At 36.8% G+C, this 17,550-nt stretch carries 12 protein-coding genes; 1 reads left to right on the top strand and 11 read right to left on the bottom strand.

Annotation, left to right across the window (positions count from 1 at the left end; all coding sequences use genetic code 11):
- Positions 1-61 precede the first annotated feature (61 nt).
- A complete protein-coding gene (locus tag BC6307_RS01190) occupies positions 62-832 on the bottom strand; it encodes an SDR family oxidoreductase (RefSeq protein WP_066420565.1) in 771 nt (256 codons plus the stop codon).
- Between the two features lie 43 nt (positions 833-875).
- Positions 876-2,144, bottom strand: coding sequence for a nickel pincer cofactor-dependent isomerase, group 22 (locus BC6307_RS01185; protein ID WP_066420564.1), 1,269 nt, complete (start codon positions 2,142-2,144; stop codon positions 876-878).
- Between the two features lie 280 nt (positions 2,145-2,424).
- Between BC6307_RS01185 and BC6307_RS01180 the strand changes: the two genes are divergently transcribed.
- Positions 2,425-3,585: an ROK family transcriptional regulator gene (locus BC6307_RS01180; RefSeq protein WP_066420563.1), complete on the top strand. Its 1,161-nt coding sequence runs from the start codon at positions 2,425-2,427 to the stop codon at positions 3,583-3,585.
- 108 nt (positions 3,586-3,693) lie between these two features.
- On the opposite strand, the gene BC6307_RS01175 is transcribed toward BC6307_RS01180, so the two are convergent.
- From BC6307_RS01175 to uxaC, 9 genes are all read right to left on the bottom strand, one after another.
- Positions 3,694-5,172: an MFS transporter gene (locus BC6307_RS01175; protein WP_066420562.1), complete on the bottom strand. Its 1,479-nt coding sequence runs from the start codon at positions 5,170-5,172 to the stop codon at positions 3,694-3,696.
- Positions 5,173-5,607: 435 nt separating this feature from the next.
- Positions 5,608-7,074, bottom strand: coding sequence for an MFS transporter (locus BC6307_RS01170; protein ID WP_066420561.1), 1,467 nt, complete (start codon positions 7,072-7,074; stop codon positions 5,608-5,610).
- 2,180 nt (positions 7,075-9,254) lie between these two features.
- Positions 9,255-10,118 carry a sugar phosphate isomerase/epimerase family protein gene (locus tag BC6307_RS01165; RefSeq protein WP_066421404.1) on the bottom strand — a complete coding sequence of 288 codons (864 nt, stop codon included), beginning with the start codon at positions 10,116-10,118 and terminating at the stop codon, positions 9,255-9,257.
- Positions 10,119-10,121: 3 nt separating this feature from the next.
- Complete coding sequence (locus tag BC6307_RS01160; RefSeq protein ID WP_066421407.1) at positions 10,122-11,126, bottom strand: Gfo/Idh/MocA family protein; 1,005 nt, start codon at positions 11,124-11,126, stop codon at positions 10,122-10,124.
- A gap of 70 nt (positions 11,127-11,196) precedes the next feature.
- Positions 11,197-12,354 (bottom strand): Gfo/Idh/MocA family protein, encoded by a 1,158-nt coding sequence (locus BC6307_RS01155; RefSeq protein ID WP_174522397.1) that lies wholly within the window; start codon positions 12,352-12,354, stop codon positions 11,197-11,199.
- Between the two features lie 2 nt (positions 12,355-12,356).
- Positions 12,357-13,244, bottom strand: coding sequence for a sugar phosphate isomerase/epimerase family protein (locus BC6307_RS01150; RefSeq protein ID WP_066421411.1), 888 nt, complete (start codon positions 13,242-13,244; stop codon positions 12,357-12,359).
- 23 nt (positions 13,245-13,267) lie between these two features.
- Positions 13,268-14,170, bottom strand: coding sequence for an AraC family transcriptional regulator (locus BC6307_RS01145; RefSeq protein ID WP_066421412.1), 903 nt, complete (start codon positions 14,168-14,170; stop codon positions 13,268-13,270).
- A 253-nt stretch (positions 14,171-14,423) separates the two neighbouring features.
- Positions 14,424-15,839, bottom strand: coding sequence for an NADP-dependent phosphogluconate dehydrogenase (gndA, locus tag BC6307_RS01140; protein ID WP_066421414.1), 1,416 nt, complete (start codon positions 15,837-15,839; stop codon positions 14,424-14,426).
- A gap of 100 nt (positions 15,840-15,939) precedes the next feature.
- Positions 15,940-17,343: a glucuronate isomerase gene (gene uxaC, locus BC6307_RS01135; RefSeq protein ID WP_066421415.1), complete on the bottom strand. Its 1,404-nt coding sequence runs from the start codon at positions 17,341-17,343 to the stop codon at positions 15,940-15,942.
- Positions 17,344-17,550 lie beyond the last annotated feature (207 nt).

The following is a 17,550-nucleotide window of genomic DNA, read 5'->3' as shown; positions in this document are numbered from 1 at the left end:
TTCGCATACCGTTCAAGTAGCTAACATTACATCCTCTAACTATTTTATTGTATGTGTTTTATTATATTGTCATGCTGCCAAATCCGCCATCAACACGGATTAACGCACCAGTTACGAAGCTAGAAGCATTTTCAGAAGCTAACCAAACAGCTGCACCTTGAAGCTCATCAGGAGTTCCGAAACGATTCATCGGTGTATGGTTCATGATAGACTCAATACGCTCTGGGCTTAAAATCTTTTTGTTTTGTTCTGCTGGGAAGAATCCAGGAATAATGGCATTTACACGAATACCATGTGGTGCAAATTCACGTGCTAAAAATTGTGTTGCACTGTTTAAACCAGCTTTTGATACAGAATACGTAAATACTTTAGATAATGGTGTTGTAGAAGATACGGAAGAAATGTTAATAATGCTTCCTTTTCTCTCTTGTTCAATCATTCTTTTCGCAAAGATTTGCGTTGTTAATACGATACCTTTTAAGTTAACGTCCATAATGTCGTCCCATTCTTCCATATCAAGATCGAAGAAAGGTGTTGAACTATTTTTACCTGGTGCATTTAATAAAATGTCCCAACCGCCAGACCATTTTTCAATTTCATCTGCAACTTGAACTATCGCTTCTTTAGAGCTAACGTCTGCTTGGAATGCTTTCGCTTTTCCACCATTGCTTTCGATTTCTTTTACTACTTCGTTTGCTTTATCTAAGTTACGTCCAACGATGGCAATGCTTGCTCCATGCTCTGCAAGACCGTGCGCGATTGAAGATCCTAGTACACTATTTCCACCGATTGCTACTGCTGTTTTTCCTGTTAAGTCAAATAAACGTGTCATTATAAATTCCTCTCCCTTTTCCATATCGTTAAGTTTGTATAAATTATGCTAAGTTTCCTTCTTCATTAAACGACCAATCGTAAAGGTCTGAAACAACTTCCATATTCGGATGATTGTTCACATAATCTAGTAGCGGTTCAGAAACTTCTATTTCACTAATTTCTAAAGTGTTATTAATACGAACTAATTTAACTGTTGTAAAATCTAAAATATTACAAGTTTTAATAGCAGCTTTAATTGTTTCGCGGTCGTTCGGTAACGTTGTCGCGATTTTCGTAGGAGCAACAACTGTTGACGTTAATCCGTTTGCATATGTTGCTTCACGGTCCATTTTGTCTACAAGGCGTTGCGTTGTAAAATCTGCTGTTCCTACTCCATTTGCATTTCCTTCTGTTTCAGGAGTTAAGTCTAGAACGACCATTTTATTCACTTCTGGGCCACCATGAGCATACGGAGTTGGATAACGACCAGTTATGTTCGGATCCATCCCATCGCCACTAATGTTTTTCCCAATTTGATTAATGACAAGTACATCTAAATCTTTGAAAAATAATTTAGGCAATAGCCCTTTCGCCTTTTCTTGTAAGGCTGATTCTTTTTCTTTAATTTCATCTGGAGTTAACACATCAACAAGCGCAACTTTATCAAATGCATTTTCAACAGTTGCCACTCCAAATAAAACAGGCTTTTTTTCCATAATCACTTTTGCCATTGCGGGTACATTTTCCGCCATATATTTAAAGCCAAGCTGATGACAAGCTTCTGCTCCTTTTTGTTTCCCTAATCCAATACTAATCATTTTCATAATGCCACTTTCAACCGGACCTCTAAACGCTGTATGAGGTTTTACGCGATTGATGATGACAATTCCATCTGCTTCTGAAGCATATTTATCTACATAAATAGGTAAACCATTTTCAAGTTCATCAATTTTCACTACTTCCATAGATGAACGAATTTCACAACCAGCGCTCTCTTCTGTAACGCCAAGATGAGCTAATACTTCACGTTGCCCTTCCGCTGTTGCACCACCGTGACTTCCCATACTTGGGACGATAAATGGTTTTGCACCTAAGTCTTTCAAAAATTTCACCGTCACTGCAGTTAACTCAACGAGACGATCTAGACCTCTACTACCAACCGCTACTGCAATTTCCATTCCAGGCTTTACCGTTGCACGAATATGTTCTTGGTCTAATTTTTCCATTAAAGCAGACCCTAAATCTTCAATCTTTGATTCATCAAAATTCACTCTGACTTTCGCCATTTTCGGTACTGGAATATCTTTTAACAGTTCTTGAAGAATTCCCATTCCTTTTCATCCACTCCTTCAATTACGTAGCTTAGATAAAATGAATATCATTCCAATAATAATATTTACATGTAATCCCTTACAACATACAGAACAGCGGTTTTATACTAACTATAGGTCACAATTCACTATCATTAGTTATCTGCATCATTCTTAGTTTCTATTAGTTTGTTTAAAACATTTTTTAATTAATTTGTTTACCAAACAAACTAACTACCTGTATAATACCATTAGGAGATATTTCCGTCAAACAAAAAGTGAGATTTTTAGGAGGGGTATTATGGTTACGGGAGACGCTTCCTATATTAAGAAAATAAACCGCAGTATCATCATAAGCAAGATCATCGAACATGGAATGATTTCTCGCGCAGACCTTGCAAAAATAACGGGATTAAATAAAGCAACTATATCTGTTCAAGTTTCTGAAATGTTAAAGGAAGAACTTATTTTTGAAACACAGCTTGAACATAAAAATCTCGGCAGAAGACCGATTATGCTTTCGATAAATGAAAACGCTGGTTATGCGTTAGGGATAGATTTAGATCAAGAGACTATTTCCTTTAATCTTTCCAACCTACTTGGAAAAGAAGTAAGTAGCAAATGTATTAGTATAAATACTTCTGATTACGAAGAAATTGAAGCGTTGTTATTAGAACATATTATGAGCTTTCAAGACCAGTGCGCTCACTCTTCCTATGGTTTAGTCGGAGTGGTTATCGGGATTCACGGGATCGTCAATAAGGATGAGAAAATCTTTTTCGTCCCACATCATCAATGGAGAAATGTTGATTTAAAGAAAGGTCTAGAAGAAAAAACCGGTATTCCTATTTATATTGAAAACAACGCCAATCTTTGCTCTTTTGCAGAAAAAGTATTTAAGCATCATCAAAGTGATAACTTACTGTCCGTTACGTTATATTCTGGGATCGGTCTTGGTATAATCGTAAACGGTGAAACGTTAAAGGGACACCACGGTTACGCTGGAGAAATTGGCCATATGATTATTATGCCTGACGGAATACGCTGTAAATGTGGAAACGCCGGATGCTGGGAGCAATACGCATCTGAAGCAAGTTTTATGAAGCAATTATGTAAAACAGCACAATCAGAAGTTTTAACGTATGAAGAAATTGCTAATTTGATTGACAAAGCAGATTCGCAAATTATGAATGATCTAGACAAATACATTAACTATTTAGCTATTGGTGTTAACAATATTATTAATTTATATAACCCGGAAACTTTAATAATAAATAGTGAATTACTACAACTTTTTCCAGAAACAGAAGAAAAAATTAAAACTAAACTTCATTCATCTGTCGGCCATTTCAGCCGCTTACTTATTTCCGATTTTGGCAATAAAGCATGTATTATGGGTGCCTGTGCATTAGCGATTCAAAATTTCTTTTGTATATCAGATTTGTGTTTGACGGTGGAATGATATTACTCTTGGGTCAGAACATTCTCTGACCCTACTTTGTATTTAGAACATAAAAAGAGAGCTCCGCTTAATTTTAGGAGCCCTCCATTATCTATTAAAAGCTTTTTATTACACTGCTTGTTTATTATCGTTATTTGCACTGCGTTTCACTTCTGCAATAGAAGCTTGAATTTCCTCCATCTTCGTTCCATCTAAGTTATAGAACTTCATCGCTATAAGGGAAATTGCGAGACCAACAGCTGGAATTCCAAACATTAGTACTAGTGTCATGACCATTAATGACGGTGTTAATGCTTCTCCAACTTGCGGTAAAGCATCCGTATATCCAATCGTTGCTACTAAGAACCCAACGATTGCCGGCGCTAACGATGAAACCATTTTATCCACAAACGAGAAGAGAGTACCTACCATACCTGGTACATATCGACCAGATTTATAAGTTTCATAATCTGAAACGTCTGCAATCATAGGGATAACAATTGAACTTGATAAACCAGTTAAACCTTTTAAAAGTGCATATAAAACTAAGAAAACGATCGTAGTTATGCCAATATTTGTTAGAGAAATTGTTGCAGTGTCTATCATCATTAAATATATGGATAGAGCGATTGCACTAATTAATCCTCCCCAAGTAGCTCCAACTAACGCTTTTTTCAGCCCTAATTTTCCAGCATACCTTACCCCAAGGAATGTAATTAAAATGGTTGGTATAATAACAATTAATGAAATAGTACCACTTAATGCATAGTCTCCAAGTAAAATACCGAAGAACATAACATATACTACCGGTTGGCGAAGTACTAAGTTTGCTAGTTTATCAGTTGATGCTGCAATAACTAACATTTGAAGTGGACGATTACTTTTTAATACTGGCCAATAATCACGAAATTTAACTTTTACCGCTTTTTCAGCTAATCCGAAATATTCTTTACGGTCTTTTGGAGCAATTGCTGTTACAGCTAAAATAGTAAATAATGCAGAAATAATTATTGCATAAGTATTTAATTCTGTGAATAATCCCATATTGAATTCGTTGCCATGTTTCACCATTAAATAGGAAGCCACAAATATTTGACCACCCGTAAATATACCAACATTATACGTTGCATCAAAAATAGTGAAAAGTGGGCGCTGCTTCGGATGATTTGTTAAAACTGTTTGCGCTGCTCTCGTTACTGCAGTTTGAAGCGTATATCCAACGATATAAATAGCATAAATAAATACAAAAAATAGAAATTGGAATGATTCTGGTAATAAATGTGTTACGTTATACATAATTAACACGGTAGACGCTAGTATAACGTTCCCTATAATCATCATCGGTCGGAACTTACCAAATTTCGTTTCCGTTTTATCGATGATAAATCCTATAATCGGATCTGTTACGGCGTCAAATGCTCTCATCGCTGTTAAAATCGAACTAATAATAACTACTGATAACCCTGCAATTCCAGTTGCGTAATATGATACGAAACCAACAATAAATAAATAGAGATTAGTAGCTGTGTTGTTTAATGCGAAAAAACCAATCTGCCACATTTTTGCTCTATGGTACTGCTCTGCAAATTCCCCTACTTTGTTTGCCATTATTTTTTCCCCCTTATTTAAGTTTGATTAAAACGCTTTCAAAACCCTTTGTAACTAGTTGAAAATCTATTACTTTACTTTTGTCCTCCCTATAGTGCTTGTTAAAAAGGATAGGGAATACGCTTACATTTTAAGGACAAAAGTTTATCTATCTCTCTTTTTTATCCCTTTATATGTAAGCCTTTACATCTCGGCGCTGAAAATAGCGAATTTTGCTAGTTCGCCCTTGATTTACTATTAGTTAGTATACTAAACTAACTAATGATTAAATATAGATTATCACCGTATGTATGCGTTGTCAATGCTTTTTGAAGAGTCTAAAAATTTTGTTTGCACAGTGCAAAATAGGATAGACAAATAGAAAAAATTATGATTAAAACCGCCCTTCGACAACGAAAAATCAGCCCCCTATTTAGAAGGCTGATTTTCACTAATCTATGAAGCTACTTTCGCATTGTTTTTTACTTCTGCAATAGCAGCTTGAATTTCTTTCATTTTCACATCATCTAGTGGGTAGAATTTCATTGCAATTAATGAAGTAATCCAACCTAAGATCGGGAATCCGAATTTTAATAGTAACCCGATCATTAGTAGTGACGTTGTTAATGAATCATCCACTTGTGGGAACTGCTCTCTAAAGCCAATCGATGCTAGCGCTACTCCGACGATAGTTGCTGCAAGAGAGGAAATTAATTTATCTACGAATGAGAATAATGTTCCTAACATTCCTGGGATGAATCTTCCTGTTTTATTCGTTTCATAATCCGAACAGTCGGCAATCATTGGGATAACCATGTTACCAGTTAAACTACCAAATCCTAAACCGATACAGTAAAGAACTAGGAAGACTATCGTTACAAGGTTCAAACTAGTTAATGAAATTTGTGTAGCGTCTATGAAGAAGAACATTACTAGTAAAATGGAAAACGGTATTAGCGCTAACCATGTCCCAGCTACAAACGATTTCTTCAAACCTCTTTTTCTCGCATATCCTATCCCTAAGAAAGTTAATAATAGAGTTGGAATAAGTGTAACTAAAGACACGGTACCACTTAGTGCATAATTCCCCATCATAATCCCGAAGAAAATGATGTGTACTGCAGGTTGTCTTACGATACTACCAGCAAGCTTATCAGATGATGCAGAGATGACTAACATTTGAAGTGGACGATTTCCTTTTAGTATTGGCCAGTAATCACGGAATTTCGTTTCCACTGTTTGCTCAGCTAAACCGAAATATTCTTTACGATCTTTGTCCCAAATACCGATTACTGCGAGTACTGTGAAAACTGCGGAAGCGATGATTGCGTATGCATTTAACTCTAAGAATAGCCCCATTTCGAAGCCACCGTATTTCGGTACTAAATAAGATGCGACAACAATTTGCATACCAGTAAATAATCCAACGTTGTATGTTGCATCAAATATGGAGAATAGCGGGCGTTGCTTTGGATGATTTGTTAAAACAGTTTGAGCTGCTTTTGTTACGGCAGTTTGTAAAGTGTAGCCGATAATGTGAATGGCATAAATGAAGATAAAAAATAACAATTGCAAATTAGTAGGTAAAAGATGGGTGACACTATACATAATAATGACAGACCCAGCTAAAATAATATTTCCGAGTATCATTAACGGCCTAAACTTTCCAAACTTTGATTCCGTCTTGTCAATAACGAATCCAATGATTGGGTCCGTTACCCCATCAAATAAACGCATTGCCGTTAAAATTGTACTTACAACTACTACTGTCAAACCAGCTATTCCAGTTGCATAGTAAGCAACAAACCCCATTGCGAATAGATAAAAGTTAGTAGCCGTATTATTTAATGCAAAAAAACCTATCTTCCAAAGTTTTGAAGAATGATAATTTTGATCATTCACTGTCGTATTGACCGCTCCCATCGGATTCCCCCCATTAATCAATGTTTTTGAAGCCATTCTTGAATACGTTTACATTTTACGATTGAACCACTAAACCCCTTTACCCCTTCAACCCTTTCTTTAAGTTGTAAGCCCTTTCATACGCAATCTAAAATTAACGAACCATTCTAGTTCGTTTAACAATATTAGTTAGTTCATTAAACTAACTAAATGATTAAAATTAGATTACCACCATCTTTATACGGTGTCAATATATTTTGAAAGTTCTAAAAATATTTTTTTTACACGTCCTAGAGGTGAGCAGGAGGTTTGGTAAAACAGCATTTCGTTTCTCGTTAATATCAGCTTGATTTTGTAATACTACGACTGGTTCGGGCGTGGATTTTTTTAATGTTGTTTTCTCTTCTATACCGCTCAAACTGGGTTCTGTTTCACTTGTTCGGGTTTCTGTTTCACTTGTGTTTGGTTGTGAACCACTACGTATGGTCTAGGCGTGCATTTCCGAGCCAATTTTTACTCTGTTCCGCTCGAACCTGGTTCTGTTCCACTTCCGGTCGGTTCTGAACCACTTCACCTCGGTCAGTCGTACATTCCCTATCCTTTTTCTACGCTCTCCCTCTGTTCATGTGTATTAACCGCTCCTTTATGTGGGTTACGCTTTTATTTATGTGGGTTATCTTTCCTTTTTTGTGCGTCCAACAGCTTGTTCTAGGCTTTCTCCGACGTTTATGTGCATTAACCGCTGTTTTATGTGGGTTACGCTTTTATTTATGTGGGTTATCTTTCCTTTTATGTGCGTCCAACAGCTTGTTCTAGGCTTTCTCCAACGTTTATGTGCATTAACCGCTCTTTTATGTGGGTTACGCTTTTATTTATGTGGGTTATCTTTCCTTTTATGTGCGTCCAACAGCTTGTTCTAGGCTTTCTCCGACGTTTATGTGCATTAACCACTCTTTTATGTGGGTTACGCTTTTATTTATGTGGGTTATCTTTCCTTTTATGTGCGTCCACAAGCTTGTTCTAGGCTCCAACAGACTGGTTCTGTCCAATATCTTGCAGTTTCTGGCCAACATCCGATTCATTCTGAACAACTACTCCTCTTCCAGTTGTACATTCCCTATGCATTCACATTTTCTAAACAACACAACGCCGGTTCTGTTCAATAACCTGCAGTTTCTGTTCAACATCCAATCAAATTTGAACAACTACTACATGGTCATACGTACATTTCCTATGCATTCTCAATTTCTGAACAACACAATGCCGGTTCTGTTCAATATCTTGAAACTTCTGTTCAACATCCGATTCAGTCTGAACAACTACTCCTCGGTCATACGTACATCTCCTATGCGTTCTCACTTTCTAAACAACACAACGCCGGTTCTGTTCAATAACCTACAGTTTCTGGTCAACATCCGATTCATTCTGAACAACTACTCCTCTTCCAGTTGTACATTCCTATGCATTCACATTTTCTAAACAACACAACGCCGGTTCTGTTCAATAACCTACAGTTTCTGGTCAACATCCAATTAAATCTGAACAACTACTTCTCTTCCTAACGTACATTTCTTATGCATTCACATTTTCTAAACAACACAACGCCGGTTCTGTTCAATAACCTACAGTTTCTGTTCAACATCCGATCAATTCTGAACAACTACTCCTCGGCCAGACGTACATTCCATATGCGTTCTCACTTTCTGAACAACAAAACGTCGATTCTGTTCAATACCCTGCAGTTTCTGGTCAACATCCGATCAAATCTGAACAACTACTTCTCTTCCAGACGCACATTTCCTATGCGTTCTCACTTTCTAAACAACACGATGCCGATTCTGTTCAATAACCTGCAGTTTCTGGACAACATCCGATTCATTCTGAACAACTCCCCCTCTTCCAGACGTACATTTCCTATGCATTCACATTTTCTAAACAACACAACGCCGGTTCTGTTCAATAACCTGCAGTTTCTGGTCAACATCCGCTCATATCTGAACAATTACTACTCTTCCAGACAGTCATATCCTATGCATTCTCACTTTCTAAACAACACAACGCCGATTCTGTTCAACAACCTACAGTTTCTGGTCAACATCCGCTCATATCTGAACAACTACAGATAGATTCCAGTCGCAATTAGACAGAGCCAAAAAAAGAAGACCCTATACAAAGGCCTTCCCAATAAGTTTATTTATCTATTAAAACCAATCCGCATATCCGATGCTTCTTAAATGTTCTGCTGAGTCTTTTAAGCAATCGAATGGATCGCGTCCGTATACGTCGTCTTGCTCGATTAAGAAGTATTGAGATCCACTTTCTAGGCCAGCATCAATAATCGCGTTAAAGTCTAAACTACCTTGGCCAAGCTCTGCGAATTGAACTGTATTATTAAACGCTTGGAAGAACTTATCTCTATCAAATCCGCCTTCCATTACACTTAAGTCCATTTGACCAATACGGTAATCTTTTAAGTGAATTAATGAAACGCGTCCTTCGTATTTACGAATTACATCAACCGGGTTTAAGCCGCCTCTATGAACCCAATGAACGTCTATTTCAAAGCCAAGCTTAGATGTGTTGTTTTTAATAATATCGAATAAATATTCGCCGTCGTATTTTTGGAATTCAATATGGTGATTATGGTAATAAAGGTCAATTCCGTGCTCTGCTAATCTTTCTGCTACCTCATCTGCTTTTTGAACGAATTCCATAATTTTATCTTTATGGCCAATTGTTGTGAGTGGTAGCATTCCGATGCGAAGGAAATTACAATTTAACGTTTTGCAGTCATTTACGATCTTGTCAAAATCAGCAGATAACGTTTCCCCTGGCATTCCTGGCATCATTGGTTCTAATGCTGCTGATAACGCGGCGATTTCAATTCCGAAGTCTTCGCTCGCACGTTTTAACTCTGCAACATTTTCTTCTGTCATTGGAATTTGTGATACTTCCACCGCACTGAAACCTAGCCCGTGTATCTTTTTCATCGTCTCGTACACACCAAGTTCTTCTACTTTATCTTTTAACATCATCATTTGTACGCCAATTTTACCTTTTTTCATTCCTTATCCCTCCATTTGAATTCGTTTGTTAGTTTCAGAAGACTTTCGAATTGCATCGATAATTGTTAAGGATGGTAAAGCATCTTTCGCATGTATATAATCGTTCGTATCATTTGCAATACACTTGTAAAAATGGTGAATGAGCTTCATATGACTTGCACCGTAGTAAAACTTTGTACCAGGTAATCTTGAATCTTCTATTAATCTTTCTTTTTTACCTTCGTCATCCACTCGAGTTAAAATACTGTCTTTAATCGTTAACTTGCCGTGCTCAAATATAACTTGTAGCTCGACACTAGAGTTACCATAGTTCGAATTTGTTGCGAAAAATAAACCGGTTGCGCCATTTCGAAATTGAATTCTAGCAGTTGCCGTATCTTCCACTTCAATGTTATAGTCTAGCAATTGGTCGATAGAGCCTTTAATCGATTCGATTTCTCCACCTAGTAATTGCATTAAATCTACAGTGTGTAACGCTTGGTTAATCATCACTCCGCCACCTGCTAAGTCCATTTGACCACGCCACGGTTTCGTTTCATAATAAGACTTCGGTCGATACCAAGTTACTAACCCTTTCACACCTAATACTTTCCCATACTTTTCTGTTTGAACAGCGTCGTATAGCATTTCAAACGTCTCATTGAAACGATTTTGGAAGCAAACGCATATTTTTACATTTGGATTAGCTTCCTCTAGTTTCACGAGTTCTAATCCTTCTTGCTCGTTCAGTCCAAGAGGCTTTTCAAGAAACACGTTCACGCCATGTTCTACACAAGTTTTTGTAACAGGGTAATGTAAATAGTGTGGTAAACATATATGAACACAGTCTAACGATTCGTTTTTTAACATCGATTCATAATCCGTATAAAATTGGATGTTAGAGTCATACACATTTTTCGTTTCATCTATATCACATGCGGCAACAAGTTGAACATTTGGGTTAGCTTGTATCGCTGGAATGTGTATTTGAGATATATCTCCTAAACCTATAACTGCTATTTTCAGCATATGACGATCCCCTTTAGGAAACGAACTTAAGGGGAAATTGCGCCTTAAGTTCGTCTGTCTTTTATGAAGTTTACTTTACTTCTACTTTCTTTTCTTCTTCAATTTTTTTATTTAGCTCTGCAAGGAATACATCCTCGTCAAATGACGTTTCTACTTCTTTACCTAACCAGCTAGATAAGTGAATCGCATTCGCTAAACGTACTCCGAAAATACCATCGCTACCAGGAGCTAAAAGATCTGTTCCATCTAAAATAGCTGCCGCGAAGTTTTCTAATACTGCGGAGTGTTGAACGCCCCATGCACTACCGAACTCTAATACTTCTTCACTATAAATATCATCTGTGCTGCCACCCATGAAGATTCTCATCACATCTTGCATGCTCATGCTTGCGCTCATTTCGTTTTCTGGTTTATTTAAACGTTTAATCGTTACTTTTTTGCTATCTTCCACAACGATTTTCCCTTTATCTCCAAGGATTTCAAAGCGGTCTGTTCCGACAACGTCATGTGTACAAGTAACGAATACACCAGTCGCACCATTTCCGTAGTCTAATACAGCTGTTACTTCGTCTTCTACCGCAATGTCACGTTGGTAACCGTATTTTACGTTTGAGTAAACTTTTTCAGGCATTCCACAAATCCATTGTAGTAAGTCTAATTGGTGAGGAGCTTGGTTTACAAGGACACCGCCACCTTCACCGCTCCAAGTTGCTCTCCACTCACTTTGGTCATAATAACCTTGTGGTCTCCACCAGTTCGTAATAATCCAGTTTGTACGACGGATATTACCGATTTCCCCGTTATCAATAATTTCTTTTAATTTTTGATAGAGTGGGTTTGTTCTTTGGTTGAACATGATCGCGAACTTCACTTCAGGTTTTGTAGCTGCATATTCGTTTAACTCTCTAACTTGCTTTGTATAAACACCAGCTGGCTTTTCTACTAGTACGTGGACATCACGTTTAATAGACTCGATTCCCATTTCTGGATGTAAGTAATGCGGTACGCACGTTACAACTGCATCAACGTCGCCACTTTCTAACATTTCAATATAGTTATCATAAAAGGGAACTTCTGGATATTTCTCTTGAGATTCTTGCTTTTTAGCTGGATCGATGTCACAAATTGCACCGATTTCCATGTTTGGTACTCTACCTTCTTTAATAAACCCTGCATATGCTCCACCTTGTGCACCTAACCCGATAATACCTAATCTTACTTTTTTCATTATTACTCCCCCTTACTTTCGATTTGATTTAGTATATTTAATAGAGCTTCGTATTGAAGCTTATAACCGCCAGCACCGTCTAAACCTTTATCATCTTTAATTACTTCTGTAGCATCTTCTAACTCTAAATCTTTTAATGAGTCGAAAAGTACTAAATGTGGTTCTAATGTTAAGAACCCTTTATATCCAGAGGAAATAGCTTGTTCTAAAATTTCAGGTATCTTTCCTTCCCCTGTACCACATACAACGTTTTGACTATCTGTTGTTACTGCATCTTTTATATGAATGTACTCTACTAAATCTTTTAGTAGGTCGTAACAAACTTGTGTATCTTCTCCACATTGAACGAAGTTAGCGAAGTCGAAAATTGCTTTAAAGCTTGGAGAATCCACAGATCTTAATAGGTCGTCACAACGTCTGCCAATATCACCGAAAATATCTTTCTCGTTTTCATGTAAAAGAACGATGTTGTGCTTCTCAGCAATTTGAGCAAATTCTTTCACTTTGCTAACGACAGCATCGCGATATCCGTCTGGATTTTCTCCTTTAGGTATATAAAAACTAAAAATTCGAATGTACTTGCAATCTAGTAATTTACTAATTTGACAAAGCTCTTCTAGCATACTTTTTTGCTTTTCAAAGCCTTCTTCATCATTAATGAACACTTTTCCAATTGGAGAACCGACAGAAGATACTTTAATTCCAGCAGCATTTAACCTTGGTAGTACAGATTCTTTTACTTCATCTGCTGTAAAATCCCCAATATTTTTTCCATCAATACCACGTAGTGATATATAGTTCATCCCAAGATTAGCGACAACTTCTAACTGAGTGTTAAAGTCTGATGAAATTTCATCAGAAAAACCTGAAATATGGATTCCTTCAAACATTAAGTCTTCCTCCCTTAAAGCAATTACTGTAATCTTGTTTTACGATATTGAGACGGTGTCATCCCGACTTTTTCTTTAAAAAATCGACTAAAGTGGGCGACACTTTCAAATCCTACTTCTCTTGAAATGTCGGCCAACGTTTCTTTTGGCTTCGTTTCTAATAAAAATTTCACTTCTCTTAACCTGCATCCCATTACATATTCCATCACGGTAAAACCGGTAACTTCTTTAAACACATGGGAAGCGTAATATTTACTAAGATTTAGTTCTTCCGCTAGGCGATCTAAACTAATCTTTTCTTTAAAATGGTCATTAATCCATGTTGCGATATTTTCAGCATGTAACTCTTTTTCTGATTTCTTATTGGACACTTGAGCTAATTCTTCTTGGCTCATTTTATAAATTTTGACTAATAACTGAATGAGTTCCAGTTTTACTTCTGCTTTTAGTACTTCATTCTCTTTACCTGTTCGTTGCTTTTCTTCCCCTAATTGGGACTGCATCATTGCAATTCTTTTCATTTTTTCGTCAACATATTGACCTGACTCGTTATAGCCTGTTCGAATTAAAAAATTGTTGAGCTTTCGAAATGGATCAAGTAGATTCGGTATTCCTAAAGAAGGTAAAAGCTCCTTCACCCAATCTGGTGAAAAATGAAGCATACTTCTCGTATAAGCCGTATTTTTATTCGGATTTGGTTTATGCAACGTTAACCCATCTAACAAAATAATGTCGCCAGGCTCTAATTCATAAATGTGGTTATTTATTAAATATTTACAATCACCTGAGCAGAAAAAATAGATTTCATATTCGTGATGGGAATGAAATGGAAACTCATACGACTCTAGCCCTTGAATTCGATAAAAGGCGTTGAGCCAGTTATCTGTCATATTTAGTTGTTTATATATGTCGTTAAATTGATCCATTTTTCCACACCCTCATGTAACCGTTAACAATCATTTTTATACGTAACATCGCTTCTTGTTAAAGCAATGTATTTACTAGTAACGGTATAGTTATATTGTAATGTAACTGCTTACAAAAATCGTTTTCTACAAATGCTTAGTTTTTTATAAAATTTGACTGAGATTGCTCTATCATATCAATTTTAACTAAAAAAATGTTAAAAAAGAGGCAAAACAAGCTCTTTTTTGCTAGTTTTGCCTCTGATGTCACTTATTATTTACTCATCCAGTTTGTATGGAATACTCCTTCTTTATCAACACGTTGGTACGTATGAGCACCGAAATAATCACGTTGAGCTTGAAGAAGGTTTGCAGGTAATGTTTCTGTACGGTAGCTGTCATAATATGCAATTGCACTAGCAAATGACGGTACAGGTATTCCACGCTCTACTGCTACTGCCACAACTTGACGTAGTGCTTGTTGGTAACCTTCTACGATTTCTTTAAAGTATGGGTCTAATAAAAGGTTCGCTAAGTTTGCATCACGATCATACGCATCTTTAATTTTTTGTAAGAATTGCGCACGGATGATACAACCACCACGGAAGATCATTGCAATCTCACCATAGTTTAAGTTCCAATTACGTTCCTCACTTGCAGCACGCATTTGCGCGAAACCTTGTGCGTAAGAAACAATTTTACTCATATAAAGTGCTCTACGAACTGCTTCGATAAGCTCTTCTTTATTACCAGCAAATGGTTTACTTTCTGGGCCAGCAAGCATTTTACTAGCTTTCACACGCTCTTCTTTCATTGCTGAAATGAAGCGAGCAAATACGGATTCTGTAATGATTGGTAGTGGAACACCAAGATCTAATGCATCTTTACTTGTCCATTTACCTGTACCTTTTTGTCCAGCAGTATCTAAAATAACGTCTACTAACGGTTTACCTGTTTCTTCATCAACTTTCGTGAAGATATCAGCAGTAATTTCGATTAAGTAGCTATCTAACTCACCTTTATTCCAGTCAGCGAACACTTCATGAAGCTCTTGTGCGCTTAAGCCTAATACATTTTTCAAAATGAAGTATGCTTCTGAAATTAATTGCATATCGCCATACTCAATCCCATTATGAACCATTTTCACATAATGGCCTGCACCGTCTGGACCGATGTACGTACAGCAAGCATCGCCTTCTACTTTTGCAGAGATTGCTTCTAAAATAGGCTGAACTAGCTCGTAAGCTTCTTTTTTACCACCTGGCATAATAGAAGGACCAGTTAACGCGCCCTCTTCTCCACCTGAAACACCAGTACCAATGAAGTTTAGTCCCGCTTCTGCTAATTCTTTGTTACGACGAACTGTATCTTCGAAATACGTATTTCCGCCATCGATAATAATATCGCCTTCTTCAAGGTATGGTCTTAAAGAGTCAATTGTTGCATCCGTTGCATCCCCTGCTTTTACCATAAGTAAAATTTTTCTTGGTTTTTCTAAAGAGTTAACAAATTCTTCAACTGTTTCTGCACCAACGAAGTTTTTACCTTTTGCTTCATTTTGTAAAAATGCTTCTGTCTTGTCGAAAGAACGGTTAAATACTGCTACGGAATAACCTCTGCTTTCAATGTTAAGTGCTAAGTTTTTACCCATTACTGCTAAACCAATTACACCAATTTGTTGTTTGGACATATTATATTCTCTACCTTTCCTATCAAATGGTTTTAGTATTAGAGTGACCGTCTCACCCGCAATACTATCGCGAGTAGACAGCCACCTTTATAAAAATGAATTAGCGCTCTAAGAAATATTTTTCAGCGTTGTTGTATCCGATATTACGAACCATTTCCTCTAAAAACTTCGGATCGTTTGGAGCTAAACCTCTCTCCACCCAATCACCTAAGATGTTACATAAAATGCGGCGGAAATAGTCGTGACGTGCATAAGATAGGAAGCTTCGAGAATCTGTAAGCATTCCGATGAAGTGACTTAATAAACCAACGTTTGCTAAGTCTTTCATTTGCCTTTCCATTCCGTCGATATGGTCATTAAACCACCAACCAGAACCGAATTGAATTTTTCCAGGTACTCCAGCTTCATAGAAGTTACCCATCATTCCAGCTAAAACGGCATTATCTTTCGGATTTAAGTTGAAAAGGACCGTTCTTGGCAATTTATTTTCCATTTCTAACGCATCTAAAAACTTAGAAACGCCTTCTGCAAAATTCTTTTCGCCAATAGAATCAAATCCAGTGTCAGGACCGATTAATTCTTTCATTCTCGTATTATTATTACGCATTGCACCCATATGAAGCTGCATTACCCAGCTCTTTTCTGCGTACATCATACCTACTTGTTTTAGTAAGAAAGATTGATAAGCAGTTAATTCGTTATCAGTTAGTTCTTCACCATTTAAGCGTTTTGCAAAAATAGGAGCTGCTTCTTCTTTTGTTGTTTCCACATATTCTAACTTTTGAATATCATGGTCAGATGCTCTACCACCATTTTCATGGAAGTAATCAACACGTTGCTGTAATGCTTGTAGGAAGCTATCTAAATCAGTAACTTTTACATCCGACACTTCTTCTAACGTTTTTACCCAGTTATGAAAAGTTGGACGTTCAATATATAATGCTCCATCCGGTCGGAATGTTGGTGCGATAATTGCATCAAATGTTTCATCTGCTTTTAATTTTTGGTGATATTCTAATGTAGAAACTGGGTCATCTGTAGTACCGATAAACTTTACGTTTGCTGTTTCAATAAATGATCTTGGTCTATAGTCAGGCTGTGCAAGTTTCTCATTACACTCATCATAAATTTCACGTGCTTTTTCTGGGCTTAAAATTTTCTCGATTCCGAAGAACATTTTTAACTCCATATGAGCCCAATGATGTAACGGATTTCCGATTAAATAAGGCATTGTTTTTGCCCAAGCTTCGAATTTTTCCCAGTCGCTTTTCTCTCCAGTAATGAATTCTTCACCAATACCATGCATACGCATAGCTCTCCATTTGTAATGGTCCCCACCTAGCCATAATTGCGTAATATTTTCGTAAGGTTTATTTTCCCAAACCTCTTCTGGTACAAGGTGACAATGGAAATCAAAGATTGGTAAGTCTTTCGCTGCATTTTCATATAAATCTACAGCAGCCTTCGTATCTAATAAAAAATGCTTATTTAAAAAAGTGTTCATTCATTCTCCCCCTCTTTCACACATAATGACCTATTTTATTTTCTGTAAACCTTTTCATAAATATAAAAAAATTTGAAGAAAAACGATTTAAATTAACCTTTTACTTTAATTTGTTTATTAAACAAATTAATTACATGTCTAATTTAACACTTTTTTATATATTCGTCAATCCGAAATGCGGAGGCGGCTCGTTTAGGTCCAATCAAA

This window comes from Sutcliffiella cohnii (genome assembly GCF_002250055.1).
Taxonomy (GTDB): domain Bacteria; phylum Bacillota; class Bacilli; order Bacillales; family Bacillaceae_I; genus Sutcliffiella; species Sutcliffiella cohnii.
The sequence above is the reverse complement of the archived record's forward strand: the minus strand, read 5'-3'. Positions and strand labels throughout refer to the sequence as shown.